At 64.8% G+C, this 25,076-nt stretch carries 22 protein-coding genes and 1 pseudogene; 11 read left to right on the forward strand and 12 right to left on the reverse strand.

Annotated features, from left to right (window positions below; all coding sequences use genetic code 11):
• Positions 1–182 precede the first annotated feature (182 nt).
• From IVB28_RS06335 to IVB28_RS06350, 4 genes and pseudogenes are all read left to right on the forward strand, one after another.
• Entirely contained in the window at positions 183–2,612 is a 2,430-nt protein-coding gene (locus IVB28_RS06335; RefSeq protein WP_247525173.1) for an EAL domain-containing protein, read from the forward strand.
• 260 nt (positions 2,613–2,872) lie between these two features.
• On the forward strand, positions 2,873–4,171 hold the full coding sequence (locus tag IVB28_RS06340; protein ID WP_247525175.1) for an MFS transporter: 1,299 nt from the start codon (positions 2,873–2,875) through the stop codon (positions 4,169–4,171).
• A 158-nt stretch (positions 4,172–4,329) separates the two neighbouring features.
• A complete protein-coding gene (locus IVB28_RS06345) occupies positions 4,330–6,909 on the forward strand; it encodes an EAL domain-containing protein (protein ID WP_247525176.1) in 2,580 nt (859 codons plus the stop codon).
• Positions 6,910–7,139: 230 nt separating this feature from the next.
• Positions 7,140–7,378: pseudogene (locus IVB28_RS06350) on the forward strand (tautomerase family protein).
• Positions 7,379–7,699: 321 nt separating this feature from the next.
• Here IVB28_RS06350 and IVB28_RS06355 read toward each other — a convergent pair.
• The 3 genes from IVB28_RS06355 to IVB28_RS06365 form a co-directional block, all read right to left on the reverse strand.
• Positions 7,700–7,921, reverse strand: coding sequence for a hypothetical protein (locus IVB28_RS06355; protein ID WP_247525177.1), 222 nt, complete (start codon positions 7,919–7,921; stop codon positions 7,700–7,702).
• A gap of 47 nt (positions 7,922–7,968) precedes the next feature.
• Positions 7,969–8,211: a transcriptional regulator gene (locus tag IVB28_RS06360; RefSeq protein WP_247525179.1), complete on the reverse strand. Its 243-nt coding sequence runs from the start codon at positions 8,209–8,211 to the stop codon at positions 7,969–7,971.
• A 100-nt stretch (positions 8,212–8,311) separates the two neighbouring features.
• Complete coding sequence (locus tag IVB28_RS06365) at positions 8,312–8,521, reverse strand: cold-shock protein (protein ID WP_028138021.1); 210 nt, start codon at positions 8,519–8,521, stop codon at positions 8,312–8,314.
• Positions 8,522–8,959: 438 nt separating this feature from the next.
• Between IVB28_RS06365 and rpsU the strand changes: the two genes are divergently transcribed.
• Positions 8,960–9,235, forward strand: a complete 276-nt coding sequence (gene rpsU, locus IVB28_RS06370; RefSeq protein WP_247525355.1) for a 30S ribosomal protein S21 — start codon at positions 8,960–8,962, stop codon at positions 9,233–9,235.
• An 86-nt stretch (positions 9,236–9,321) separates the two neighbouring features.
• Here the strand turns inward: rpsU and IVB28_RS06375 are convergent, their stop codons facing one another.
• The 3 genes from IVB28_RS06375 to IVB28_RS06385 all read right to left on the reverse strand — a co-directional run bounded on the left by IVB28_RS06375 (position 9,322) and on the right by IVB28_RS06385 (position 10,278).
• Complete coding sequence (locus IVB28_RS06375) at positions 9,322–9,600, reverse strand: DUF1488 domain-containing protein (RefSeq protein WP_247525180.1); 279 nt, start codon at positions 9,598–9,600, stop codon at positions 9,322–9,324.
• A gap of 122 nt (positions 9,601–9,722) precedes the next feature.
• A complete protein-coding gene (locus IVB28_RS06380; RefSeq protein ID WP_247525181.1) occupies positions 9,723–10,019 on the reverse strand; it encodes a hypothetical protein in 297 nt (98 codons plus the stop codon).
• Positions 10,012–10,278, reverse strand: coding sequence for a hypothetical protein (locus IVB28_RS06385; protein ID WP_247525182.1), 267 nt, complete (start codon positions 10,276–10,278; stop codon positions 10,012–10,014). The genes IVB28_RS06380 and IVB28_RS06385 overlap by 8 nt, the downstream gene beginning before the upstream one ends.
• A 353-nt stretch (positions 10,279–10,631) precedes the next feature.
• On the opposite strand from IVB28_RS06385, the gene IVB28_RS06390 reads away from it, so the two are divergent.
• Positions 10,632–10,976 carry a hypothetical protein gene (locus IVB28_RS06390; protein ID WP_247525184.1) on the forward strand — a complete coding sequence of 115 codons (345 nt, stop codon included), beginning with the start codon at positions 10,632–10,634 and terminating at the stop codon, positions 10,974–10,976.
• 165 nt (positions 10,977–11,141) lie between these two features.
• Here IVB28_RS06390 and IVB28_RS06395 read toward each other — a convergent pair whose 3' ends face one another.
• Positions 11,142–11,765, reverse strand: a complete 624-nt coding sequence (locus IVB28_RS06395) for a TetR/AcrR family transcriptional regulator (protein ID WP_247525185.1) — start codon at positions 11,763–11,765, stop codon at positions 11,142–11,144.
• A 132-nt stretch (positions 11,766–11,897) separates the two neighbouring features.
• Here IVB28_RS06395 and IVB28_RS06400 point away from each other — a divergent pair, with 132 nt between their 5' ends.
• The 4 genes from IVB28_RS06400 (at position 11,898) to IVB28_RS06415 (ending at position 18,520) form a co-directional block, all read left to right on the forward strand.
• Positions 11,898–13,130, forward strand: coding sequence for a cytochrome P450 (locus IVB28_RS06400; RefSeq protein ID WP_247525186.1), 1,233 nt, complete (start codon positions 11,898–11,900; stop codon positions 13,128–13,130).
• Positions 13,131–13,271: 141 nt separating this feature from the next.
• Positions 13,272–16,910, forward strand: coding sequence for an AsmA-like C-terminal region-containing protein (locus tag IVB28_RS06405; RefSeq protein ID WP_247525187.1), 3,639 nt, complete (start codon positions 13,272–13,274; stop codon positions 16,908–16,910).
• 217 nt (positions 16,911–17,127) lie between these two features.
• Positions 17,128–18,252, forward strand: a complete 1,125-nt coding sequence (locus IVB28_RS06410; RefSeq protein ID WP_247525188.1) for a DUF2336 domain-containing protein — start codon at positions 17,128–17,130, stop codon at positions 18,250–18,252.
• Positions 18,253–18,280: 28 nt separating this feature from the next.
• On the forward strand, positions 18,281–18,520 hold the full coding sequence (locus IVB28_RS06415; RefSeq protein ID WP_247525189.1) for a hypothetical protein: 240 nt from the start codon (positions 18,281–18,283) through the stop codon (positions 18,518–18,520).
• Positions 18,521–18,559: 39 nt separating this feature from the next.
• Here IVB28_RS06415 and IVB28_RS06420 read toward each other — a convergent pair whose 3' ends face one another.
• The 3 genes from IVB28_RS06420 to IVB28_RS06430 all read right to left on the reverse strand — a co-directional run bounded on the left by IVB28_RS06420 (position 18,560) and on the right by IVB28_RS06430 (position 22,553).
• The gene (locus IVB28_RS06420; RefSeq protein WP_247525190.1) at positions 18,560–20,266 is read right to left on the reverse strand and encodes a response regulator; all 1,707 of its coding nucleotides are present in this window, start codon (positions 20,264–20,266) and stop codon (positions 18,560–18,562) included.
• Entirely contained in the window at positions 20,263–21,777 is a 1,515-nt protein-coding gene (locus tag IVB28_RS06425) for an ATPase domain-containing protein (protein WP_247525191.1), read from the reverse strand. Before IVB28_RS06425 ends, IVB28_RS06420 begins: the two co-directional genes overlap by 4 nt.
• 290 nt (positions 21,778–22,067) lie before the next feature.
• Entirely contained in the window at positions 22,068–22,553 is a 486-nt protein-coding gene (locus tag IVB28_RS06430) for a GNAT family N-acetyltransferase (RefSeq protein ID WP_247525192.1), read from the reverse strand.
• Here IVB28_RS06430 and IVB28_RS06435 point away from each other — a divergent pair.
• Positions 22,552–22,704: a hypothetical protein gene (locus IVB28_RS06435; RefSeq protein WP_247525193.1), complete on the forward strand. Its 153-nt coding sequence runs from the start codon at positions 22,552–22,554 to the stop codon at positions 22,702–22,704. The genes IVB28_RS06430 and IVB28_RS06435 overlap by 2 nt on opposite strands.
• 66 nt (positions 22,705–22,770) lie before the next feature.
• On the opposite strand, the gene IVB28_RS06440 is transcribed toward IVB28_RS06435, so the two are convergent.
• Both IVB28_RS06440 and IVB28_RS06445 read right to left on the reverse strand, forming a co-directional pair.
• Positions 22,771–24,642: a ferrous iron transporter B gene (locus tag IVB28_RS06440; RefSeq protein ID WP_247525194.1), complete on the reverse strand. Its 1,872-nt coding sequence runs from the start codon at positions 24,640–24,642 to the stop codon at positions 22,771–22,773.
• A gap of 37 nt (positions 24,643–24,679) precedes the next feature.
• A complete protein-coding gene (locus tag IVB28_RS06445) occupies positions 24,680–24,955 on the reverse strand; it encodes a FeoA family protein (RefSeq protein ID WP_247525195.1) in 276 nt (91 codons plus the stop codon).
• Positions 24,956–25,076: the final 121 nt, after the last annotated feature.

Raw genomic sequence — 25,076 nt, forward strand, 5'->3', positions numbered from 1 at the left:
GGGCGAAATCGGCAAGGTGTCCACAATGCCGGGGCATTCGCGCAGTTCATTAACTAATCCATGCGGTGCGGTACGATCCGGTTCCGAAATTGTGCAGTTCTTAACCGCGGCCTTGTTCCGATAGCGGCGCCGGTGCCTCAACCAGAGGTTCGGCGTCGCAGACAGGGGACGGCGGCTTCAAGATGGGCGATCGCGATCAGAACGATCAGGATCGGGGGCGTGTGACCGGATGGTGGCGTGCTGCGCCGCTGCTCAGTCTCTATCGCCCTGCGCTCGTCGCGGCCGGCGTCGGTCTTCTGTTTTCGCTCGTGAGCGCGGCCGCCGTGGCGCGGTGGGAAGATCGCGTCAACAGGATCGAGTTCGAGAACGCGGCCGAAACCGAGGCGATCGTCATGCAGAACGGCATGGGCGAATACATCTCCAGGCTGCTCGCGCTGCGCACGCTGTTCGAATCGACCAACGACGAAGTCACCCGCAGTGAATTCGAGACCTTCAGCGCCCGCCTGTTCGAGCGCCATCCCGGCATGCTGCGCATCGCCTGGCTGCCGCGGGTCAACCGCAAGGAGCGCTCCGAATACGAGGCCGCGGCGATCACGGACGGGGTTTCAGGTTATCGCATCAAGGCGCTCCAGGGCGAGAGCTTCGCGACCGCGCCTCAAAGCGATGAATATTTTCCGGTGTTCTACTCGACCCAGCCGAAGACCTCGCCGGTCTATGGCATGGACTACGCCACCGTTCCCGAGCGCCGTGCGGTTCTGGAGCGTGCGCGCGACAACGACAAGGTCGCGGCCATTCGCACGCGCCTTTTCGAGCCGAGGGAAGGGGGCCGGCTGCCTGATGTCCTCGTTGCCGTTCCCGTCTATGCCAAGGGAACGTCGCGCGAGACGGACGCGGACCGGCGCCGCAATCTCGCCGGCTTCGTGGTCGGCGTGTTCGACCTGCCGCTGCTGATCCAGACCATTCGCGTGACCACCGCAGCAAGCCCCGCGGTCAGCATGAACGTCTATCCGCCGTTCACCGGACAGATCGTCAGCCTGGAGCAGATGCTGCCGGACTATTCATCGGCGGCCACGGCGCCGCAATCGATGCGCGAGGTCGCGCAGGCGCTGCACTGGTCGGGAAGTCTCAGGATCGGCGATACCGATTGGCAGGTGCGGGCGGTGCCGACTGCCGGCGGTCCGCTGGAGACGACTTACGATCGCGCGGGCGCGGTGCTGATCGTCGGCATGCTGCTGACGCTATCGCTGTCGACTTATCTCATGCTCGCCAGCCGCAATTCGCGGCGGCTGTCGCTGGCCAACCGGCGGGTGCTCGAGCTCGCCCAGACCGACATCCTGACCGGGCTGCCGAACCGCGCCTTTTTCCTCGCCCGGCTGGACGAGCTCAATGGCCGGCTGGAGGACGGCGGGCCGACGTTCTCGATCCTGATGCTCGACCTCGACCGCTTCAAGAACGTCAATGACTCGCTCGGTCACGGCGCCGGCGATGCGCTGCTGCGCCAAGTGGCGCAGCGGCTGAAATCGGCCGTGCGCGCCGGCGACGTGCTGGCACGGCTCGGCGGCGACGAATTCGCCATCATCCAGGAGCGCTGCCAGGATCAGCGCACCTGCTCGACCGAGCTGGCGGCGCGGATCGCCAAGCTGTTGACCGAACCGTTCCTCCTGCCCGGTCACCGCGTCGAGATCGGCACCAGCATCGGCATCGCCATCGCGCCGGATCACGGCCGCGATCAGGAGCAGCTCCTGAAGAAGGCGGATCTTGCGCTGTATCGCTCGAAATCAGCGGGCCGCAACTGCTTCACCATCTACGACGAGGCGATGTCGGCCGAGCTGGAGGCCCGCAACACGCTGGAGGGCGATCTGCGCGATGCCATCGCGCAGTGCCAGCTGGAGGTGCATTACCAGCCGTTTGTCGACGCCCTTAGCGGCACGCGCCGCGGTTTCGAGGCGTTGGTGCGCTGGCGGCATCCGACACGCGGCCTGATCCCGCCGGACCAGTTCATCTCGCTTGCGGAGGAGACCGGGCTGATCGTGCCGCTCGGGGAGTTCGTGCTGCGGCGCGCGTGCGCGGACGCGGCCGGCTGGCCCTCCGACCTCGCGGTCGCCGTCAACCTGTCGCCGATCCAATTCAAGGAGGCCAGGCTGTTCGAAATGATCTGCGCGGCGCTCGCCGATGCCGGCCTGCCGCCCCAGCGGCTGGAGATCGAGATCACCGAATCCGTGCTGCTGGAGCGCGGCAGCGAGAATCACGCCTTCATGCAGCGGTTGAAGCAGCTCGGCATCGAGCTCGCGCTCGATGATTTCGGTACCGGCTATTCCTCGCTCAGCTATCTGACGGCGTTCCCGTTCGACAAGATCAAGATCGACAAATCGTTCATCCGCAATCTCACACATCAGCCGCGCAGCTCCGCCATCATCTCCGCGATCGTGACGCTGGCGCGCGGGCTGGACATGTCGGTCACCGCCGAGGGCGTCGAAACCCGCGAGGAGTTCGACCGGCTGAAGGCGCTCGGCGTCAATTTTGCGCAAGGGTATCTATTCGGCCGCCCGCAGCCGATCGAGCGGATTCTGTTCGATGCGCCCGTCAAATCGTCGCGCCGCGACGCCGCCTGAGCGCGCCGCCTTCACGGCGTTTGAACATGCACAAGAGACCCTCGTGCCCGGGCTTGTCTCCGGCATCCACGTTCGTCGTTTTGGATAGCCGAGGCGTGGATAGCGGGGACAGGCCCGTCCATGCCGTCGCGGAGGCGCCGGCGCATGAACTCGACGTCTGGAGTGCTGGTCCACCGCTCTAGGGGCCGTACGCGAAAAGCGCTTGACCCAGGCGATCCCGGATGATCGGTAGGACCGTCCAGGGATGAAACAAACACAATATGCGACTTCCGTTCTTCTACGGCTGGGTCGTGGTCGCCGTGACCTTCGTCACCATGGCCATCGGCGTCAACGCGCGTACCGCCTTTTCACTGTTCTTTCCTCCCATCATCTCCGAATTCGGTTGGGAGCGTGGCGTCACTGCCGGCGCCTTCTCCTTCGGCTTCGTGGTATCCGGTGTGGTCAGTCCGCTGATCGGCCGCCTGATGGATCGCGCCGGCCCGCGCGCGGTGATGGAACTGGGTGTATTGCTGATGGGCGGCGGGCTGCTGCTTGCGCCGCTCACCAGCACGCCGTGGCATCTCTATGTCACCATCGGCGTCATGGTCGGTGCCGGCTCGGTATGTCTCGGCTACTCCGGCCAGTCGCTGTTCCTGCCGAACTGGTTCATCCGCAAACGCGGCTTCGCCATCGGCATCGCCTTTGCCGGCGTCGGCATCGGCTCGGTGACGCTGCTGCCGTGGGTGCAGCACATGATCGAGCAGACCGGCTGGCGCACCGCCTGCACCGCGATGGGGCTACTTATTCTGGTCGTGCTGGCGCCGATCAATTTGTTGCTGCACAAGCGTCCCGAGGATATCGGCCTGCAGCCGGACGGCGATGCCGCTCCGGTCGCGGGAGCGGCAAAGCCCGTCTCCAATATCGTAGATCCGGTCTGGGTCGGCACCGAATGGACGCTGAAGCGCGCCGTCGCGACCGCGCGGTTCTGGTGGATCGCGCTCGGCTATTTTTCCGGCCTGTACATCTGGTACGCGGTGCAGGTGCACCAGACCAAATTCCTGCTCGACATCGGCTTCAGCCCTGGCGTGGCGGTGTGGGCGCTCGGCACCGTCAGCCTGCTCGGCATTCCAGGCCAGATCCTGCTCGGCTATGTCTCCGACCGGATCGGGCGGGAATGGGTATGGGCGATCAGCTGCGCAGGCTTTGCGATCTGCTTTGCAGCGCTGATGGCATTGAAGTTCCAGCCGTCGCTGTTGCTGGTCTACGTGATGGTGTTCGCGCAGGGCGCGCTCGGCTACGGGCTCACCTCGATCATGGGCGCGGTGGTGTTCGAGATTTTCCAGGGCAGGCACCAGGGCAGCATCTTCGGCACGATCATGCTGGCGGCGCTGGCGGGCGGTGCGGCTGGTCCCTGGGTGACCGGCTTTCTCTACGATCGCACCGGCGACTACACGCTCGCCTTCGGCATCGCGATAGTCGTGAGCGGATTGTCGGCGCTGTCGATCTGGCAGGCTGCGCCAGGCAAGGTGCGGGCCGTGGCCGGCCGGCTGCACAAGCTCCAGGGCCGCGCCGCGGAGTGAGTTCCGGACATACCGCATTAGCTGCGCTTCTTTCGCCGAAAGTTAAGCATGTCGCGGCTTGGCAGGCGTGGAGAGGGATTGCAAAAACGTCTCGGATACCATCGGACCGTTAGCCTCGGGCCGATTGCCGCTTCGTCCCGATGCCCCCGGGTCTGTCGATGTCTGCCTCCGATTGTCTCGTGACTGAAACTCCGGACGTGTTGTTGGCCGCGCTGGAACGCGTCGAGGATGCTATCGTCATCGTGGACAGCGCGCGTCGCATCACGCATTTCAACGCCGGTGCGGAGCGGGTCTGGAAGCTCGCGCGCATCGACGTGCTCGGCCATGATGCCGAAATTCTCACCTTGAAGTGTCTTCAGGACGATTCGATCGCGGAGTTCCGCGACGAGATCAGCCTGATCCGACCCGACGGCAGCCGGATTCGGGCGGCCGTCTCGCTTTCGTCCTTCGCAAGCGGCGGCGCGACCCATCGCGTCGTGTTCGCGCGCAACGTTACCACCGAAGCGGAACGCCGCGCGCGCATCGCGCTGCTCGACGCCGTCTCGGACCAGACCAACCGCGCCGTGCTCATCACCGACACCGAGCTCGACATCCGCTACATCAATGCAGCGTTCACCTCGCTTTTCGGCTATTCCGTCGCGGAAGCCGAGGGGCGACGGGCGAGCGACCTGCTGGCCGGTCGTCACACCAACCGCAAAGTGCTGACGACGATCGGACGGCGTCTCATCAAGGGCGGTCCGGGCGGTGAAGCCGAAATTCTAATCTATACTAAGGACGGCGAGGAGATCTGGGTCAGCGCCCGGATCGATGCCTTTCGCGACAGGAAGGGCCGGGTCAAGCACATCTTCGCGCTGCTCGACGACATCACCGAGACCAAGCAGCTGCGCTCGCTCCAGCAGCTCATCATGGGGGCACTGGCTGACGAGGTGCCGATCGGCGAGATCGCCGACCGGCTCTGTCGCCGCGTCGAGGAGATCGCGCCCGACGTCGTCTGTTCGCTGCTTCACGTCGATGCCGCGGGCCTGATCCACCCGCTCGGTGGTCCCAGCCTGCCCGAGGACTATTCCCGCGCATTGGAGGGTGTTGCGATCGGCCCCGCTGTCGGCTCCTGCGGCACTGCCGCCTTCTATGGTGAACCGGTGCTGGCTATCGATCTCGAGACCGATCCCCGCTGGCAGCCTTACAAGGCCATGCCGCTGGCGATCGGCCTGCGCGCTTGCTGGTCGACCCCCGTCAAAGCCAAGGACGGGCGGGTCATTGCGACGTTCGCTTTCTATTACCGGGAGCCCCGCGCGCCGAGCAATTGGCACCGACGCATCGTCGAGGCCTGCGTCGACCTCGCTGCCTTCGCGATCGAGCGCAAGGAAGCCCGCGCCGAGATCGCGCGGCTCGCCTATCACGACATCCTCACCGGCCTGCCGAACCGCGCGCAGCTGCGGCACCTGATCACCACGGCGATCGATGCCTGCCCGACCGGTAGCCATATCGCACTGGCATTCCTCGACGTCGATCATTTCAAGGACGTCAACGATACCCTGGGTCACGCCGCGGGCGACGAGCTCCTGATCCAGCTCGCGGAACGCCTGCGCGAGCGGATCGGCCCGGAAGACATGCTGGGACGGCTCGGCGGCGACGAGTTCGTCATTCTGCTGCCACAACGCAACGCCGAGAGCGCCGAGCGCGTCGCGGTGGAAATCACCGAAGCGATGGCCGCCCCCTTGAGGCTCGGATCCAAGTTGATGCCGATGTCGGTCAGCATCGGCATCAGCCTTTATCCCGACCATGCCACCGACATCGACACGTTGATGCAGCAGGCCGACGCCGCCATGTACATGGCCAAGCAGGCCGGCCGCTCGACCCATCGCATTTTCAGTGCTGAGGTGAACGGGGTCACCGAGCAGCGGTTGGCGCTGATCGCAGCGCTCCGCCGCGCCATCGCGGAAGGCGCGCTGAGCCTGAGCTACCAGCCGCAGATTCGCAGCTGCGACGGCGCCATCCACGGCGTCGAGGCGCTATCGCGCTGGCGTGATGCCGTACTCGGCGACGTCTCACCGGCAAAGTTCATCCCGCTCGCCGAGGAGTGCGGCCTGATCGGGCAGATCGGCCTGTGGTCGGTGCGCGAGGCCTGCCGCCAGATGGCGAGCTGGCGCCGCGCCGGACTCGACATTCCCTGCGTCTCGGTGAACCTGTCGCCGATCAATTTCCGTAACGTCACGCTGGCCGCGCGGCTAAAGGACATCCTCGCCGAAAACGATCTGCCGGCGGACGCCTTGATGCTGGAGATCACCGAAGGCGCGTTTATGCAGGACAGCGTCGCGGCGCTGGAGACGATGAACGCGATCCGCGAACTCGGCGTCGGCCTCTCCGTGGACGATTTCGGCACCGGTTATTCGAGCCTCAGCCGGCTCGCGCATCTGCCGATCCGCGAATTGAAGATCGACCGCAGTTTCATGCGCGACATCGAGAAAGACGCGGGCGCGCTCGCGATCGCCACCGCCGTGGTGCGCGTCGGCCAGGGCCTCGGCATGACCGTGGTCGCCGAGGGCGTCGAAACCGAGGGCCAGCGCAAGACGTTGGCCGAGCTCGGCTGCGACGTCGTGCAAGGCTTCCTCTACGCCCCCGCGCTTCCTCCCGTCGCGTTCGAACGCTGGCTGATCGAGCACTGTGCCGAGCAGGCGAGGGCGATGCTGCGGCGGCTGGATGTTGCGGCGCGCGACGCGGCGAAGCAATCGGCCTAGGCCTTCGGGAGTGTTGCTCTGGAGCCAGAGATCTTATATCTCCCCGCATCGAATGATGCGTATTGGGCTGAACAAGACAGATGCCGTTCAACCGACTTCACGTCCCCGAGGCATTGGCAACTGAGACATGCCAGGCCATCAATGCATGCCTCCATGCAAGTCTCGTGGCCACCTGTGGGGTCCATCCGGAGGACGACTTTTGCTTGATCTCGCGGTATCCCCCAAGCGAGATGATCTGCCATCCGACGTTCTTGGGACGACGCGATCCGAGTTCGACCATCATCATCGAAATCACGTTGCTTGCTGGCCGCTCCGACGCGCAAAGGAAGCTTTGTACAAGGATGTTCGCGGTCGACTCGCCGAGATCGGCTTTGATCCGGCCAATTCAATCGTCTTCCTGACGGAGAACAAGCCGATTGACTGGTCCTTCAGCGAAGCTGGATCGGTCAAGTCGGTTCTCGGGCTGTAGTCGATAAACCGGCCGTTCCGCGTTCGATCGGGAGTCCGCTTTAGCGAGAACCGATCCATCTAACGTTGGTCACCCTCACTCCGCCGCCAACGCATTACCAGAGGTCTGGATTAACCAGCCGGCGGGCTGCGGAGATCGAGGCGGCGCGGTCTCTTGCCGATATTGCCAAACAGCGCGAGCTGTTCGCCAGCAGCGGCGGTCTGGCCATCAATGTGCGGGATGCGAGCGGCTTCCGTCTTGGGGAGCGATGTTCGTCTGCGAGAGAGTTCGACGGGTCAGTTGAGATCGCCGAAAGGGCTCATGCTCACGTCTTTGCTCCGACTAGAGCATCGGAAGCACGACAATCCCGTCTTCGAGCTCTCCTGAAGCAAGGCGCGCCCGCGCCATACGTTCGAACTCCGTTCGATGCTTCTGCAAATAGCTGAAGGCCTGCTTCTGCGTGTTGAATGTCGTGGCAAGCCGGCACATCTGCCGATTTGCGCCGGACGCGAGAAGGAAGGTGATGGTTCCGTGGTCTGGTTTGATTCTAGGCACGATCTGCACTCTCCGGCATGTGATCGGTCCCCCAAATTCGGCGGCGCCTCAAGACGCTATCGCGCCGGCTTCCGTGAACGCTTCTTGGGCGCGGGCGCCGGCAAGGCGAGCCGAAGAGCTTCGTCAGCCGCTTCCTTGGCCTCGCGCGCCGCTCGGAGCCGCGCCATGTTCTTGCGAACGTCGATGGCTTGCCTTTCGGCATCGGCCATTGCCTGCGCTCCGTCTTCAGCGGCCAGGCGCCGACGATCGGACCGCGCGACGCTTTCAGGTGACGGCGGTGCCGGTTTCTTGGTGCTCATCGTTCCCCCGGCTCCGAAAACGACTAAACCCGCTCAATCCAGGAGATCGAGCGGGGGCAGGGCGACCGTTTCAGTACATCCGTGAAACGGCGCCACGATATCAAGCCAGCGAGAGGTTCTCGGCGCTGACTTTGCCTCGCATCTTATCGGTCTTGACCTCGAAATTGACCTGTTGGCCCTCTCCGAGACCTGCAAGACCGGCCCGTTCAACGGCGCTGATGTGAACGAACACATCGTTGCCACCGTCGTTCGGCTGAATGAAACCGAAGCCCTTTTGGCCATTGAACCACTTAACAGTACCTGTCGTCATCGTCTTCTCCAAAGTGCGCGCGAACGCGTCCCGCGCGATAATCACGCGGCCATCTTCAACTTCGTCGATGTCTCTGGAAAAGCAGCCCGCGGGCGCATTCAACAAGGCACAGCGGCTAATCGAACGAGTTCACTATATACGATTTCCATGATTTTGCAAGGAGCTAAGCCAGTTTGTCGTCTGCGAGGCAGTTCTCCTGTCCCGATCGAGGCGCTTTGTGTCCATCGTCTGCAAGCAGGACGTTAGCGATTGACAGCGCTGCACGACGGTGGTCACGTTCACGCCGCCAAGCTGCATCGCTTTGACAAGCAGATCAGCTCGTCCGAAGCCGCGACGAGTGTCGCCGCACCTCTCCTCAAAAATCACAATCAAGCTCCTGCGCAATCGGCTGCCCTGCAGGACGTCTCGCATTGGCAGCCCCCCAGCTCGGAGGATCAATTGCACGTACTCGTCAGAGACAACAATATCGAGCAGGCACTCCGCGTTCTCAAGAAGAAGATGCAGCGCGAGGGCGTCTTCCGGGAAATGAAACAGCGGCGCTCCTACGAAAAGCCGTCGGAGAAAAAGACGCGCGAGAAATCGGAAGCTATTCGTCGCGCCCGCAAGCTCGCCAGGAAGCAGGCGATCAGAGAGGGATTGCTGCCCGCGCCGCCGAAAAAGAAGCCCTTTGAACGCAAAGCGCCATTGCCGGCGGTCAAAACGGGGACGGCGTAGAGAAAAGGTTGGGGGGCTGCGATGATGGGACCGCGACGATAGCGGGCCCTTTCGCCTTGCTTCCGGCGGTCGGGTGCTGCCTTCCCCTATGGCCTGAAATCGATGCCGCGTAGCACGATGCCCGGCGGCGTGCCTTCGAACTCCGTCGCGTGATATTTGCTCGCCGCGCGCGCCTCAATGCGATCCCGCAGGCGAGTGAACTGGGCCTCCCGCTGCTCGGGCCTGACTTGCGGGCCGCGCTCGAGATCGTCCATCGCGGAGGTCGAGATCGCGCAGGGAACCTCCCTGGTGCCGTCATGCATCGAGAACCGGACGATCATCCGGTCGTATTCGTGGCTGATAAAGCGGCCGCTGGTCAATGTCATGGCTTGCTCCGTTACGTGATTGCAAGGCACGATCGCGCCCCTCATATCACCACCGGCGACCGGCCGCCTGCTTTCCCGTCGCGCGTGGCACGTGTCGAGAATGCAGGCGGCGGTCGTTCACCTCAGCTCTCCCCCGACAGCCGGGCGAAATCGTCGAACAGCGCCGACACGAGCGCGCGGTGCCGCGTGTCCTCGGCGGGTAGGCCCGCGGCATAGAGGTTAAGCAAATGACGCGCCTTCACCGCGGCCTCCGCCCAGGACGCGGCAGGCACCGTCATCATGCGGTGCTCGAGATCGGCTTCGCGCTCGCGCAGCTCCCTGACCTGGGCTTCGACGTCGGCCAGCGCGCGGCGCAGGTCGGTCGCCTTTTGCGCGGCCATGCCGCGGTGCTTGTCGAGGTCGACCGGGTGTTCAGTCATTGGCGATGCTCGCGTCTGCGGCTTGCGCATTCGCCAGATCCACAGAGCCGATCGACAGCATCTCCGTGGTGCCGCCCCTACCTTCGGCCGGCACCGTGATCATCGTAGCGATGCGGCGGTAGGCGGCGAAGGTCAGGCCCTCGATCGTCTCCTCGTCAGTGACGACCTCGTAGGCGCCGGCCGGCAAGATGCGGTCGATACCGCGGACCCGGAACGGATGCTTGAAGGTGACGGTTTCTCGCCGCGAGCGGATGGTCATGCACGCCTGTCTTTCGCAAGTGAAGCCCCAACCGGTGCCGGCACCTCAAACCATGCGCCTTTGGCACGGCCATGGCCAGCACTATCGTCACCGCGTTGGCAAACGACGGGGTCCACGGCGGCATAGCCGCCCGCGAGGGATTTAATGCTCGCTATTGGTTCGGCACGGGGGTAGCGTTGTGTCATCACCGCACGTCTCGACGGCTTTGACCGGTGACTGAGGGGCCGTGGGCTCCCGCCGAAGGCTTCGCAGGAGCGTTCGATGTCGCGTGTTCGGGATCTCGAACTGGATCGTGCCGCGGGCGATCGGGCCGCCGTTTTTTCTGATTCTCGCGTGCGGCGCGGCCATTCCAAATGGCTGGGCCAGCAAGCGTGCCGTATCTGGTCAGCGGAACCAACGAATACGCCAGCTCCAATCTCGGCCGCGGCACCGCGACGGTCGCACTGCGCCTCGCTCGAAAGTTGCTGCGCGAAGGCTACATGGACGTCAGGGTCTGCACCCCGCGCGGACGGGTGCTGCAAGCGGATGAATTCGACCAACTCGAACCAACAGAGGAGAGTGACATGGCAAAGGGCCAGCAACGCAGCAATCGCGAAACCAAGAAGCCGAAGAAAGACAAAACCAAGGTGATCGCCGCGGCCCCGACCCGCAAGGAAGCCGCCTGGCAGCCGGATTTCGGGCCTGCAAAGAAGAAGTAGCGCCGAGCCGACACCGGGCAGGCAATGAAGCGGCCCGGGGCAGCGTCGAGGCGTGAATCAATCGTCTGCCTTCGGGAGCTCTGATGTCGGCGCGCGGAGTGGCCGACGCTTGACCGGACCGCTCGAACGGTCCGCGTTCGAGCGTGGAGCCAGCTTGGCGGTGCATCAGGACTCTCGCCGGTCCGACGCCAATCCCGTCCTGCGCCGCAAATCCGTAATCGCGCGCAGGAAACTGTCGGCCGGCGTCGTCTCGGGATCGATCAGCCGGTGCAGGCGAAAGCCGTCTTCGAGCGCGAGCACGATCGAGGCCATCCAGGGCGAGTTCAGCTTCTCGTTCTTGCCGTTGCTCTTCAAGGTCGCCTCGAGGATCTCGGCGACCAGCTTGCGCCGTGCGCGCAGGCGTTTTGCAAGTTCGGGGCGGCGCTTCTCGGCGCGCGCGACGAACAGGATCATCTCCATGTGCAGCAGCGGCGAACGGCCGAGCGGATCCTGCCGGCTGCGGTCCATCGTCTTCAGCGCAGCGATGAAATCGTCGAGATTGTCGTGCTCGGCGAGGATGTCGAGGTTACGACGGATCGACTGCTCGACATGGTCCTCGAGCATGGCGATGATCAGCTCGTCCTTGCTCTTGAAGTTCGAATAGAACGCGCCGCGGGTGAAGCCTGCCGCCGCCGCGATCGCCTCGATGCTGGCGCCGCCGATGCCGTCCTCCTCGAACACGCGCGCTGCCGCCTCGAACAGCCTGTCCCGCGTAGCGTCCCTGGTCGGCCTGGTTCTCGCCCTTGACATCGGACCAGGTTAAGGCAGAGTGCAACTCGATACAACAATGTATCGAGTTGATAAATTCAGGGATGGTTACGCCGGGCAGTGGCACTGCGATCGGCGTGTGGCGTGTCATGCGGCAACCGATTTGAGGTCACCATGAACGAGCATGTGCAAGGCGCCGGCGGCGCACCGCTGTTCAATCCGCTGTCGCCGGACTTCATCCGCGATCCCTATCCGCATTACGACCGGCTGCGCACGATCGATCCGGTCCATGTGACGCCGTTCGGCCAGTTCGTTGCCAGCCGCCATGCCGATGTCACCCTCGTGATGCGCGACAAGCGCTTCGGCAAGGATTTCGTCGAGCGTTCCAGGCGCCGCTACAGCGACAAGATCATGGACGAGCCGGTGTTCCGCAGCATGAGCCATTGGATGCTGCAGGCTGATCCGCCCGACCACACACGCCTGCGCGGCCTCGTCGTGAAGGCCTTCACCGCGCGCCGGGTCGAGGACATGCGGCCGCGCATCCAGGAGATCGTCGACCAGGCCATCGACGCCGTGATCGACCGCGGCCACATGGACCTGATCGAGGATTTCGCTTTCCGCCTGCCGGTCACCATCATCTGCGAGATGCTCGGCATCCCCGAGGATCATCGCGAGGTCTTCTACAAGAGCTCGCGCGACGGCGGGCGGCTGCTCGATCCCGTGCCCTTGTCTGCCGAGGAGATCAAGAAGGGCAACGAGGGCAACCTGATGGCGCAGATGTATTTTCAGCAGCTGTTCGAGCTGCGCCGCCGCAATCCCGGGAACGATCTCACCACCCAGCTCGTGCAGGCCGAGGAGGACGGCAACAAGCTCACCAACGAGGAGTTGACCGCCAACATCATCCTGCTGTTCGGCGCCGGCCACGAGACCACCGTCAACCTGATCGGCAACGGCCTTTTGGCGCTTCACCGCAATCCGGACCAGCTTGCGCTGCTCAAGGCGCGCCCCGAACTGATGGAAGGCGCGATCGAGGAATTCCTGCGCTACGATTCCTCGGTGCAGATGACCGGACGCGTCGCGCTGGAGGATATCGACGATCTCGGCGGCAAGAGGATCCCCAAGGGCGAGACCGTGCTGTGCCTGCTCGGCTCGGCCAACCGCGATCCGGCGGTCTATCCTGACCGGCCGGACCGGCTTGATGTCACCCGCCAGAACGTGAAGCCGCTGTCGTTCGGCGGCGGCATCCATTTCTGCCTGGGCGCCCAATTGGCGCGCATCGAGGCCGAGATCGCCATTGCCACGCTGCTGCGGCGCTTGCCCGATCTGCGCATCGACGACGTCGAAAACCCGGAATGGCGGCCGACCTTCGTGCTGCGCGGCCTCAAGAGGCTGCCGGCGAGCTGGTGAGGCGCCCGAGTGTTAACCTCCGCGCGCAACAGTCGCTGTGACTTCGCCACACTTCCCCCTATATAAGGACTGTTCCGGCACGCCTGAAGTCCGCTAAGGCCAGGGTTTGGTCCGGTTGCCGGTTTGGCCGAGGGGAGACCCGTGCAGACGACGCTGCTCGGATTGGCGATTGCCTTCATCATTGCGCTGCTGGCCGCGCTGATCGGGCCTTACTACGTCGACTGGAACCAGTTCAGGCCCCAGTTCGAGGCGGAGGCTGGCAAGATCATCGGCGTGCCGGTGCGGGTCGCGGGCGAACTCGACGCGCGGCTGTTGCCGGCGCCGACGCTGCGGCTGCGCTCCGTCGCTTTCGGCGGCAACAACGATCTCGGCCGCCTGCGCGCCGACAAGCTCGACGTCGAGTTCAGCCTCAGCTCCCTGATGCGCGGCGAATGGCGCGCCACCGAGCTTTCGGTGGGCGGCATGGCGGTCGATCTCGGCCTCGATGCGAGGGGACGGGTGGACTTGCCCTCCACCGCGAGCGGCACCTTCAATCTGGCGTCCCTCGCCATCGAGCGGCTCAATCTCACCGGTCGCATTGCGCTGCACGATGCCGCCAGCCGCTCGACGCTGGAGCTGAACGACATCGCCTTTTCCGGCGATGTCCGCTCGCTCGCGGGCTCAGTGCGCGGCGACGGCAGATTCACCGCCGCCGGGGTGCGCTATCCGTTCCGCGTCTCCTCCGGCCCGAGCGCCGACGGTAACGCCACCCGTCTCCACCTCAACATCGATCCCGGCGAGCGCGCCATCCTCGCGGATCTCGAAGGCGTGCTGGCCTTCGACAACCGCCTGCCGAAATTCGACGGCGCGCTGACGCTGGCCGTGCCGGCCGTCAAGAAGGCGGGCGAGGCCGGGCCGATGCCGTGGAAGCTCACGACCAAGCTCAGGGCGGACCCGGCCGGCGCGAAGTTCGAGCAGATCGACGCGAGCTTCGGCACTGAAGACAGCGCGCTGAAGCTCGGCGGCGTCGGCGACCTCAAATTCGGCGCCTCGCCGCTGCTGCGCGCGGTTCTGTCGGCGCGCCAGGTCGATGCCGACAGGCTAACGGCCAAGGACGATGCCGAGCCGCTCCGCATCCTGCCGGCGCTGCGCGCAGGGCTCGCCGCAATTCCGCAGGCGCCGATTCCGGCGCAGATCGAGTTCAACTCCGACCAGATCATGCTCGGCGGCCGTCCGCTGCAGAACATCACCGCGGAGCTTCAGACCGACGGACGATCCTGGACCTTCCAGCGGCTCGAGCTGCGCGCGCCCGGCATGACGCAGCTCTCGCTCAATGGCGCGACGCCCGGCGCCGACAGCTTCAGCGGCCGTCTCGGCGTCGAATCGTCCGACCCGGACACGCTGATGGCCTGGCTGCAGGGCCGCAGTGAGATCAACCGCCGCAGCACGCGGCCGCTGCGCCTTGCCGGCGACGTGACGATCGCCGCCAACCATCTCGCCATCGACAGGCTGAGGGCCGACATCGAAGGCGGCACCGTGGAGGGCCATATCGCCTTCGTGCAGACAGGGGCGAGCAAGGGCTCGCGGATCGACGCCGACCTCAAGGCCGACCGGCTCGACCTCGACGCCGCCGCAAGTTTCGTCCGCGCGCTCGCGGGACCGCAAGGCGAGTGGCCGGAAGAGGCAAAACTCTCGCTCGATATCGGCCGCGCGATCTCCGCCGGCCAGGAGCTGCGGCCGTTCGCGGCGAAGCTCGCTTTCGGCCCCGCATCGCTGTCGCTGGAGCAGCTGCGCTTCGGTCAGGCCAGCGGCGTCACCACCGAGGCGAGCGGCAGCTTCGACCGCACCAAAGCGACCGGCAAGCTCGGGCTGAAATCCTCGGCCAATTCGCTGCGCGACCTCACCGCGCTGATCGAGCCGTTTGCGCCTGCGGTGCGCGCGCGCGTCGATGCCATCCCGGCACTGCCCGGCGGGGCCCGCCTCAAGCTCGATCTCAGCCTCGACAAGAACGCCGAGCATGCCGATCGCAGCAATGCCCGCGCCGTGCTCGAGCTAGACGCGCCGCAGCTCAGGGCGGCCGCGACGCTGGCCACGCAGCTGCCGGCGGCCGCCACCGGCGGCATCGATCTCGACCGCTTGCGAAGCAGCGATTTCACGCTGGAGTCGAAAGTCTCGACGCCGCAGGCCGGCGCGCTGCTGACGCTGCTTGGGCTCGACCGCGTGGTGGCCGCAGGCGAGGGCGCCTCGCAATTCGAGGGCAAGCTGACCGGCGCCTGGCGGCGACCGTTGCAATTGAACGCGAAGCTCGGCGGCGGCGGTCTGGATGCCGATGCGCAAGGTAGCGTCGAATTGTCGGAGCCGAAAGGCAGCGTCAATTTACGTGTCCGCAATGTCAATCTGGCGCCGCTGCTCGGGATCAGCCCGACCGACAAATCGGCGCAGAACGTCAGCCTGTCCTCCCGCGTCGGGCTGACAGGCAATCGCCTGACCTTCGACGATCTCGACGGCAATGCGGCCGGCTCGCATCTGCGCGGCCATTTGGCGGTGACGCTCGATCAGGAGAAGAGCGTCGACGGCGAAGTCGGTCTCGATACGCTCGATCTTGCGCCGGCGCTCGCGATGGCGATCGGCGCGGTCGGGCAGGATACGGGCGAGCCGCTGAGTGCGGGGCTCCCCACGGGTTGGCGCGGCCGGGTCGCCTTCCAGGCGTTGCGCGGGACGTTGCCCGGGGGCATCGAGCTGCGCCCCTTTGGCGGCACGATCCGCAGCGACGGCCAGTCGCTCGCGTTCGATGCGCTGAAAGGCGGCGTTGGCGGCGGCGAGATGTCGGCGGGTTTTGACGCGCGCAACGGCGCGGGTGGTCTTGCGCTGAATGCGCGTATCGAGCTCGGCAATGTCGACGCGGCGACGCTGCGCTACCGTGGTCTCGCGCTGCCGAAGGGGCGCGTCTCGGTGCAGATGGCGCTGACCAGCCAGGGCCGCAGCGTCGCGGCGCTCACCGGCGCGCTCGCCGGCAATGGCACGGTGACGCTGGACTCCGCGGAAATCAGCGGCCTCAATCCGCGTGCATTCGAGATCGCGATCCGCGCCAGCGATGGCGGCCAGCTCTCCGACGACAACCGCTTGCGCCAGCTCGTCGAGCCAGCGCTTGCCGCCGCACCGATCGCGGTGCCCTCGGCGCAAATCCCGTTCACGATCCGCGACGGACGCTTACGCGTCGGTGCGACGCCGCTGGAAGCGAAGAACGCCCGCGCCATCGTCTCCGGCGGCTACGACATTCCCGCCGACCAGGCCGACATCCGCGCCAGCCTGACGCCGATCATGACCGGCCTCTCCGGCGCCCCGCCGGAGATCCAGCTGTTCGCGGCGGGACCTCCCGACAGGCTGAACCGCACCATCGACGTTGCGCCGCTGTCCTCGTGGCTTGCGGTGCGCACGATCGATCGCGAGACGCGCCGGCTCGATGCCATCGAGCGCGGCGAGCCGCCACCGGCGACCGCGGCGCTGCCGACGCTGGTGTCTCCGGATACATCGCCCGAGCAGGCGCCGGCCAATGTGCCGCTGCCGGGTCAGGATCCGCGCCGCGCGCCGTCAAAGCTCAAGGTCGACCCCAGGGTCGAGCCAAAGGCTGCTCCGACGCCGAAGGCGCCGCAGGCCGCGCCCGCCGCGCCGAGCCCGCCGCTTGCGAGCCAACAGCTTGCACCGCTGCCGCCGCCAATCGACGTGAAGCCGGCCCCGGGCCCTGCGCCCGCAAAGCCCAAGCCAAAGCCGCCGCTGGTGCTGATGCCGCAGAATCCGTGAGACGGCTCCAGCTAAATCGCGCTCCGTCGCTGATGCCTTGCGCATCGGTAAACCCGTTCCCTCGCATTTGAATGAATTTTGCCCGGCAAAACTGATTTGCCGATTTTACTGAATTCTCGCGTTTCATCTCTAGCGTCGGTTTCCAGAGGAATTCGGCGTCGCGTCAACTGAGGCGCAACGGTTCGCAAAAGAACGACCAAGAGCTGGGGTGATCGAGATGAACGGGGCGAAATCGCTTCTGCAGGATCTGGACGACGCGATCGCGCGCGGCACCGACGAAAGCCGGGCGAAGGCGTTGTGGCATGCGACCGACATTCTGATTACCGGTCGCTACAGCGACGACGAGATCAGTACGTTCGGCGAGGTCATCGGCCGGCTCGCCGAAGAGATCGAGGTCGCCGCGCGGGCGCAGCTCTCGGAGCTGATGTCGGCGTGCGATCACGCTCCCCTGAACGTCATCGAAAAGCTCGCGCTCGACGACGAGATCGAGGTCGCCGGTCCCGTGCTGCGCGACTCCAATCGCCTCGACGAGAAGATGCTGGTCGAGAGCGCCATGACCAAGGGACAGTCGCATCTGCTCGCGATCGCCCAGCGCAAGTCGATTGGCGAGGCCCTCACCGACGTGCTGGTCAAGCGCGGCGATCAGGAGGTCGTGACCTCGGTAGTCAGGAACGAGGGCGCGCGCTTCTCCGGTTCGGGCCTGTTGCACATGGTCCGCCGCGCCGAGGGCGATTCGATCCTCGCCGAGCAGCTTGGCCTGCGCAAGGACGTGCCGCGCCACATCTTCCAGCAGCTGATCTCGAAGGCCTCGGCAGACGTCCGCCACCGCCTCGAGACGGAGCGGCCCGAAATGATGGCGCAGATCCAGAGCTCGGTGACCGAGGTCACCGGCGATCTTCAGTCCAAGTTCGGCCCGTCCTCGCGCAGCTATTTCGTCGCCAAGCGCGTGGTGACGACGCAGTATCGCCAGGGCAACCTCAACCAGGATTCGATCTCGAACTATGCGCGCCAGCATCGCTTCGACGAGGTGCAGATCGGCCTGTCGCTGCTCTCGTCGCTGCCGGTCGACGTGATCGAGCGCGCGATGATGGACCGCAACCGCGAGATGATTCTGGTGCTGTGCAGGGCGCTCGACTTCTCCTGGGACACGACCATGTCGTTGTTGTTCCTCGGTGCCAGGGATCATCTGATCACGGCGCGCGAGCTCCACGACAACGAGCGCGATTTCGGCCGGCTCAAGATCGAGACCTCGCGCAGCGTTCTGAAGTTCTACCAGTCGCGCAAGAATAGCACGGGTGCCGATTCCGTTTCGGGCCATCAGCCCGAGCTTCAGGTCCACTGAGCGGGAATTCGACAGGGGAGTATTTGCAATGTTGCCTCAGTTCGGCGCAGCCGTTCGCAAGAAGAAGCTCGACAGTGCCGTCACCGCCGATATCGGCGGAGCACCTGACAAGGCGTCGGTGGACGCGGCCTGGCTCGTGCTGGAAGCCGCAAATGATCTGGGCGACCACGCCGCGATCGAAGCCTGCCGCCGCGTCATCGACGCCGAGCTGAACGGCACGGTTGCCGGCGGCTCGGACATCGATCTGGTGTTGGGATATTTCCGGTAAGACGGCGTACCTGGATCGACGCAGCGAATCCTCGACCGTTCAACAGGAATTGGAGCGCTTGGATCCTGCCTCGGGCTGTAGACTTGATCTTGCCGCGCTCAGCGCTGCCGCCAGCTCCTCGATATGGTAGGGCTTCGCGAGGATCTGGATGCCCGCTGCGTGAGCGTCGTGGGCTGAGGCTTCGGCATATCCGCTGGTCAATAATACCGGGATGTCGCTTCGCCGCTTTCGGATCTCGCGCGCGAGCTCGACGCCGTTCATGCCGCCCGGCATCATGATGTCCGAAAAAACAACATCGACCGAGCGGGCATCGGCCAAAGCGCCGAGCGCCGCGGCAGCGCTGGCGGCGCGCGTGACTTCGTAACCGAGCTGGCCGAGCATCTCGCTGACCAGCGCGGCAACCTCGTCGTCGTCTTCAACCAGCAGGACCTGGCCCTGGTTGCTTCTTTTCGGCCGCACCCGGGTGAGGTCGATCAGATGTCGCTCGCTGGAAGGAAGATCGTACGATCGCGGTAAGTACAGCTCGATGCTCGTGCCTCGGCCGACCTCCGATCGAATTCGCACGGTGCCCCGGGACTGGGTCGCAAATCCGTGGACCTGCGCGAGCCCAAGTCCCGAGCCCTTGCCGACGTCCTTGGTCGTGAAGAACGGCTCGTAAACCCGGGACAGGATCTCGGGAGCCATGCCGACGCCTGTGTCGATCACGGACAGCCGGACATAGTCGCCGGCGATCTCATCGTCGTTCAGACCGGGCAGATTCTCGCCGCGGACGAGGATCGTACCGCCATTGGGCATAGCGTCGCGGGCGTTGACGGCCAAATTGAGGAACACCAGCTCGAGTTCTCCGGGATCGACCTCCACCGGCCACAGCGAATCCGGAAGCTCGAACTCGACATGGACGTCGCCTCTCAGGCTTCGATCGAGCAGTTCACGCATGCCGCCGATCTGCGCAGCGATGTCGACGGGCTCCGGTCGAAGCTTCTGACGGCGCGAGAACGCCAGCAGCTGCTTGGTCAGGCTGGCGCCGCGCTGCGCTGCCTGGATCATACCGTCCATCAGGCGGCGGCGTCTGTTCGGATCCGACTGGCGGTCGAGCATGTCGAGGCCGCCGGATATCACCATCAGCAGATTGTTGAAGTCGTGCGCCACGCCGCCGGTGAGCTGGCCGATGGCTTCGATCTTCTGAGCCTGGCGAAGCGTCTCCTCGACGCGGGCGCGCTCGTTCATTTCGAGGCGCAGTTGCTCGTTGGCGTCCTTCAGCTCGCGCGTCCGCTCCACGACGAGCTTCTCGAGCTCCTGTGCACTCTGCTCGCGTGCCTCGAGGAGAGCCCGGATTTCGTACTGGCGCCGGCGCGCCCGTATCGCTGATTGGATCGCGCTGGTCAGCGTGATCGGCTGCACGGGCCGTTCGAGCAGCGAAACGTTGCGGAGGATCTCGACCATCCGATGGCGCCAGGCGACGACCGCCTGCTGCTCGCGATGGCTCGTGAGCATGACAAAGGGAAGATCCGACCATGGCGGCTGCCGCTCGACCCATTCTGCCAACGGTGCCGTTTCCTTTCCGAACAACCCTTCCTCGGCCAGGAATACCGCTCCGACCCCGGCGTTCAACGCGCTGACGAGTTCAGGCAGAGTTCGGCAATTGACCGCTTCGAGGCCCGAGCTGCGGAAAAGATCGGTGGACGCCGGTCCGTCGCGGCCGATCGGAGCGTAGACGAGAACCTGATGACCGCGGGCGGGGCTCATTCCGCCGATCCTTCCGGCAGCGTCGTCCCGGTATAGTGCGGAGTGCCGGAGAAGATGCCGCTGAAGTTCTTCAACGGTGGCCCGAGCACGACGCCGCGGCTGGTGAGGCGAAATTCGCGGATGGTATGCTCGTGATTGCCGCTGCGCTTCTTGACGACAGACAAGGCGCGCCGAACCGTTCCGCCTGCTTCGAAATAGCGCAGCATCAGTACCGAATCACTGAGATAGCTGATGTCGAGCGGCGTCTCTGCCGGGCCGACCAGCCCATGTTGGGCAAGGATCAGGATGGTCATCACGCCTTGCTGTCCGAGATAAGTCAGCAGCTCGTGCATTTGCAGGATGAGGAATCGCTCGTCCGGCATCGCGTGCATATAGCCGTTCAGACTATCGATGATGACGATGCGGGCTTTGTCGACTTCGACGCTTTGCCGCACGATTGCGGCGAACTCGCCCGGGGACAGCTCGGCTGGATCAATTTGTTGAAACCGAAGCACCCCCGACTCGATGTGGCGTTCCATGGGCAGTCCCAGGGTGCGGGCGCGGGCCTCGATCGTGCCGCGGCCTTCGTCGAACGCGAAAAACACCGCGTGCTCGCCACGTTCGGCCGCTGCGATCGCATAGCTGAGTGCCAGCGACGATTTACCGACACCGGCAGCGCCTAACAGAAGCGCATTGGTGCCGCGCTCCAGTCCGCCGCCGAGGAGTTGGTCGATCTCGGCATTGCCGCTGGGCGTGACCTCGCCGGTAAAGGGCGTGTGATGTTCGGCCGCTATCAGCCGCGGGAAGATGCGCAGGCCGCCTCGTTCGATGTTGAAATCGTGGAAGCCGCCGCGAAAGCGCATCCCGCGCATCTTGATCACGCGAAGCCGACGTCGCTCCGACCCATAGTCGAGGGCAAGCTGTTCGAGCATCACCACGCCGTGCGCGATCGAATGCAGCTGCAGGTCGTCCTGAGACGACGACAGATCGTCGAGCAGGACGATGGTGCAGTTGCGCTTGGCGAAGAAATGCTTCAGGGCCAGTACCTGCCGCCTGTAGCGCAACGGGTTTTGGGCGAGCAGGCGAAGTTCGGAGAGGCTGTCGAGCACAACGCGGGCAGGGTTGATCCGATCGACCTCCTTGAAGATCACATTGGTGGTTTCACTCAGTTCCATCTCGGCAGGATGAAACACGGTGAGCTCCCGGTCGGGATCGAGCGTCGTTTCAGGCGGGACCAACTCGAAGATATCGACGCCGTCCAGCGACCAGCCGTGCCGCTGCGCGACGACGCTCAGCTCCCTCTTGGTTTCGGACAGCGAGATATAGAGCACGCGTTCGCCATCATGCGCTCCCCTCAGTAGGAATTGCAGCGCGATCGTGGTCTTGCCGGTGCCCGGCCTTCCCTCATAGAGATACATCCGGTTGGCATCCAAGCCGCCGCCCAGGATGTCATCAAGGCCCTCGCTGCCGGTGGAAACTCTTGGCAAATCTTTGGGGCTGCTATCGGAAGCACCCGTGGACGTACCGGTCATTGCACCCCCTCAAAGCATTCCCAAAAAGAAGACCCGTGTTTGCCCCGGCGGCCACGCGTAGCCGGGACCGGACCACAGGGTCGGTACAAGGAACTCACAGTTGGGCTTTGAGTTCCGGGGTTCCATCGTCCGCCAAGGGGCGGCCTGAAGCAGCTTGGACGCGTCGGACAGGCGATGCCTGCCGGCCGCCGATCAGCAGGGCGTCGGCTCGGCAGCCTTGGCTTGAGGTGCGGGGATCGTTCGTGCCGTGTCGGTTCAAAGCAGACCATGCACCGGTCGGTCCGGGCGACTTACCGCCGTTTCCGGTAGATCACCACGTCCTCGCCGCGACTGTTCGCGCTCCGCTCGAGGAGATAGTCTGATCTCTCCAGCACGCGGCGGGATGCACCGTTCCCGACATTCACGATGCCGATGAGAGATGGCAGCGCGAGCTGTAACAGCCCGATGTCCGTCATCGCGGCCGCAATCTCGGTTGCAAATCCCTGGCCCCAGAATTCGCGTTTGAACGCGTAGAAGATCTCGATTTCGTCGATGTCATCGACGAGGATGTGCCGGACCGCGAACGCCCCGTATTTTGTTCGTAGCGTCCAGAGTCCGAACCCGTGCTGGTCCCAATGCGCCATGTTGGTCGCGATATAGGTCTTCGTGACGTCGGGCGTCCGCACCCCACCGAGATAGCGGGAGACTTCGGAATCCTGATGGAGCGCGACGAGGTCGGCGAGGTGACTTTCGTTCAGTCGCTCGGCGGATAGCCGATTCGTGCTGAAGTGATCCATGACTGAAGAGGTCGTCACCAAGAGCGGGTCATCAACTGGTCGCCAGTTGGATGCCGCTAAAGTCGATCATGTCATCGTGCCAGTGTTTTGCCCGACGGGTCAACCTGCCGGTGGCCCGATCTGCGGTCGGATGATTTTTGCACACGCGTAAGCCATTGAATTCACAAACCCCGTCTACTGTGCATGGGGTTGTTTTCGCGAGTTTGGCTTCTGAGGCCTAGCCCGCCCCCAACGCGACCGCGACATTGTACGTCAACAGGCTCGCCGCATAGGCCAGCACCAGCATGTAGGTGAAGGTCACCGCCATCCAGGTCCAGCTTCCGGTCTCGCGCCGGATCACGGCAAGCGTCGAGGCGCATTGCGGAGCGAAGATGTACCAGGCCAGCATCGACAGGGCGGTTGCGAGCGACCATTTCGTCGCCAGCACCTGGCCGATCTGCTCGGCCGCTTCCTTGCCGCCTTCGATCGCGTAGACGGTGCCGAGGGCTGCGACCGCGACCTCGCGCGCCGCCATGCCCGGGATCAGCGCGACCGCGATCTGCCAGTTGAAGCCGACCGGGGCGAGCAGCGGCTCGAGCGCCTTGCCGATGATCGCAGCCAGGCTGAAGTCGATTGCGGGCTCGGTGGCGCCTGCGGGCGGCTGCGGGAACGAGGCCAGAAACCAGATCAGCACCATCATCGAGAAGATCGTGGTGCCGGCGCGCACCAGGAACATCTTGGCGCGGGTGTAGATGCCGATCGCGATCGATTTCAGCCGCGGCATCTTGTAGTCCGGCAGCTCCAGCATGAACGGCGCCGGCGCATAGTCGCGCAGCATGAAGAATTTGATGAGGAACGAGACGATGAGTGCGCTGGCGATGCCGGCGGCGTAGAGGCCGAACATCACGAGGCCCTGCAGGTTGATGAAGCCCCAGACGTCCTTCGCCGGAATGAAGGCGGAGATGATCAGCGTGTAGACCGGAATGCGCGCCGAGCAGGTCATCAGCGGCGCGATCAGGATCGTGGTCAGCCGGTCGCGCTTGTTGTCGATCACGCGCGTCGCCATGATGCCGGGAATGGCGCAGGCAAAGCTCGACAGCAGCGGAATGAAGGCGCGGCCGTGCAGCCCCGCGCCGCCCATGATGCGGTCCATCAGGAACGCGGCGCGCGCCATGTAGCCGAAATCTTCCAGGAGCAGGATGAACAGGAAGATGAGAATGATCTGCGGCAGGAATACGATGACGCTGCCGACTCCCGAGATCACGCCGTTCTGCAGGAAGCTCTGCAACAGGCCGTCGGGCAGGGTGGCCCGCACGAGCTCCCCGAGCGCGTCGAAGCTGGACTTCAGCAGGTCCATCGCCGGTTGCGCCCAGGCGAACACCGCCTGGAACATCACGAACAGGATCAGCGTCAGCACCATGAGGCCGCAGACGGGATGCAGCACGACCGCGTCGATCCGCGCGGTCCAGGTGTCGGGTCTAGCAGGCAGGCTGACGCAGTCGGCGATGATGCGGTCGGCCTCTCGCTGCGTCGCGCGCAGTTCGGCGACGCTGAGCGCGCGCCAGCTGTTCGCCTCGGCCTCGGCGGCGATTTTTGCCGAGATCTCGTCGGTCAGCCTCAGGAGGTCGGCGGTGCCGCCCTTGCGCACCGCGATCGAGGTGACCACGGGCAGGCCGAGCTCCTTGGCGAGCCGCTCGACATCGACGGTGATGCCGCGGCGGGCGGCAATGTCGAACATGTTGAGCACGAGGACCATCGGCCGTCCGGTGCGCTTGAGCTCGAGCAACAGGCGGATGGTCAGCCGCAGATTGGTCGCATCGGCCACGCACAGCACGAGATCGGGCACGCTCTCGCCGGAGGCCTTGCCGAGCACGAAATCGCGGGTGATCTCCTCGTCCGGGCTGCGGCCGCGCAGCGAATAGGTGCCGGGCAGGTCGACCACCGAGACCTGGCGTCCCTGGGGCGTGACGAAGAAGCCTTCCTTGCGTTCGACGGTGACGCCGGGATAGTTCGCGACCTTCTGCCGGCTGCCGGTCAGGGCGTTGAACAGCGAGGTCTTGCCGCTGTTCGGCGTGCCCACCAGGGCGAGATGCAGCAGGGGTAATTCCATGGAATCACTGGTCCGGGATCAGAGGTCCGGTCGCGGTCTAGGCGACGATGATGGCCATGGCTTCGCGGCGGCGGACCGCGATCGTGATGCTGTCGACCCGCACGGCGATCGGGTCACGCCCGACCAGCCCCTCATGCAAGACCTCGACCCGGGCGCCCTCGACGAAGCCGAGTTCGATCAGGCGGCTCTCGAGCTCGATGTCCGAGAGCGCCGAGCCGGCCTCGCGAGCGGAAAGATGCTGGATGACGCCGGTATAGCCGCGCTTGGCCAAACCCAGCGGTATGTGCGGGCGCGTGTCATTGGTGTCAGTCATGCCCTGTATTTTCAACGCAGGGCAGTGAGGTCAAGCGCGCGTGCTCGCCGAAACCGCACCTTAGAGTGATTTTAAAGTGCGGCTCACGGAGCGCTGTCGAAAAGGCGCCCCCGAGGATTGG

The sequence above is a fragment of the Bradyrhizobium sp. 199 genome (assembly GCF_023073355.1).
Taxonomy (GTDB): domain Bacteria; phylum Pseudomonadota; class Alphaproteobacteria; order Rhizobiales; family Xanthobacteraceae; genus Bradyrhizobium.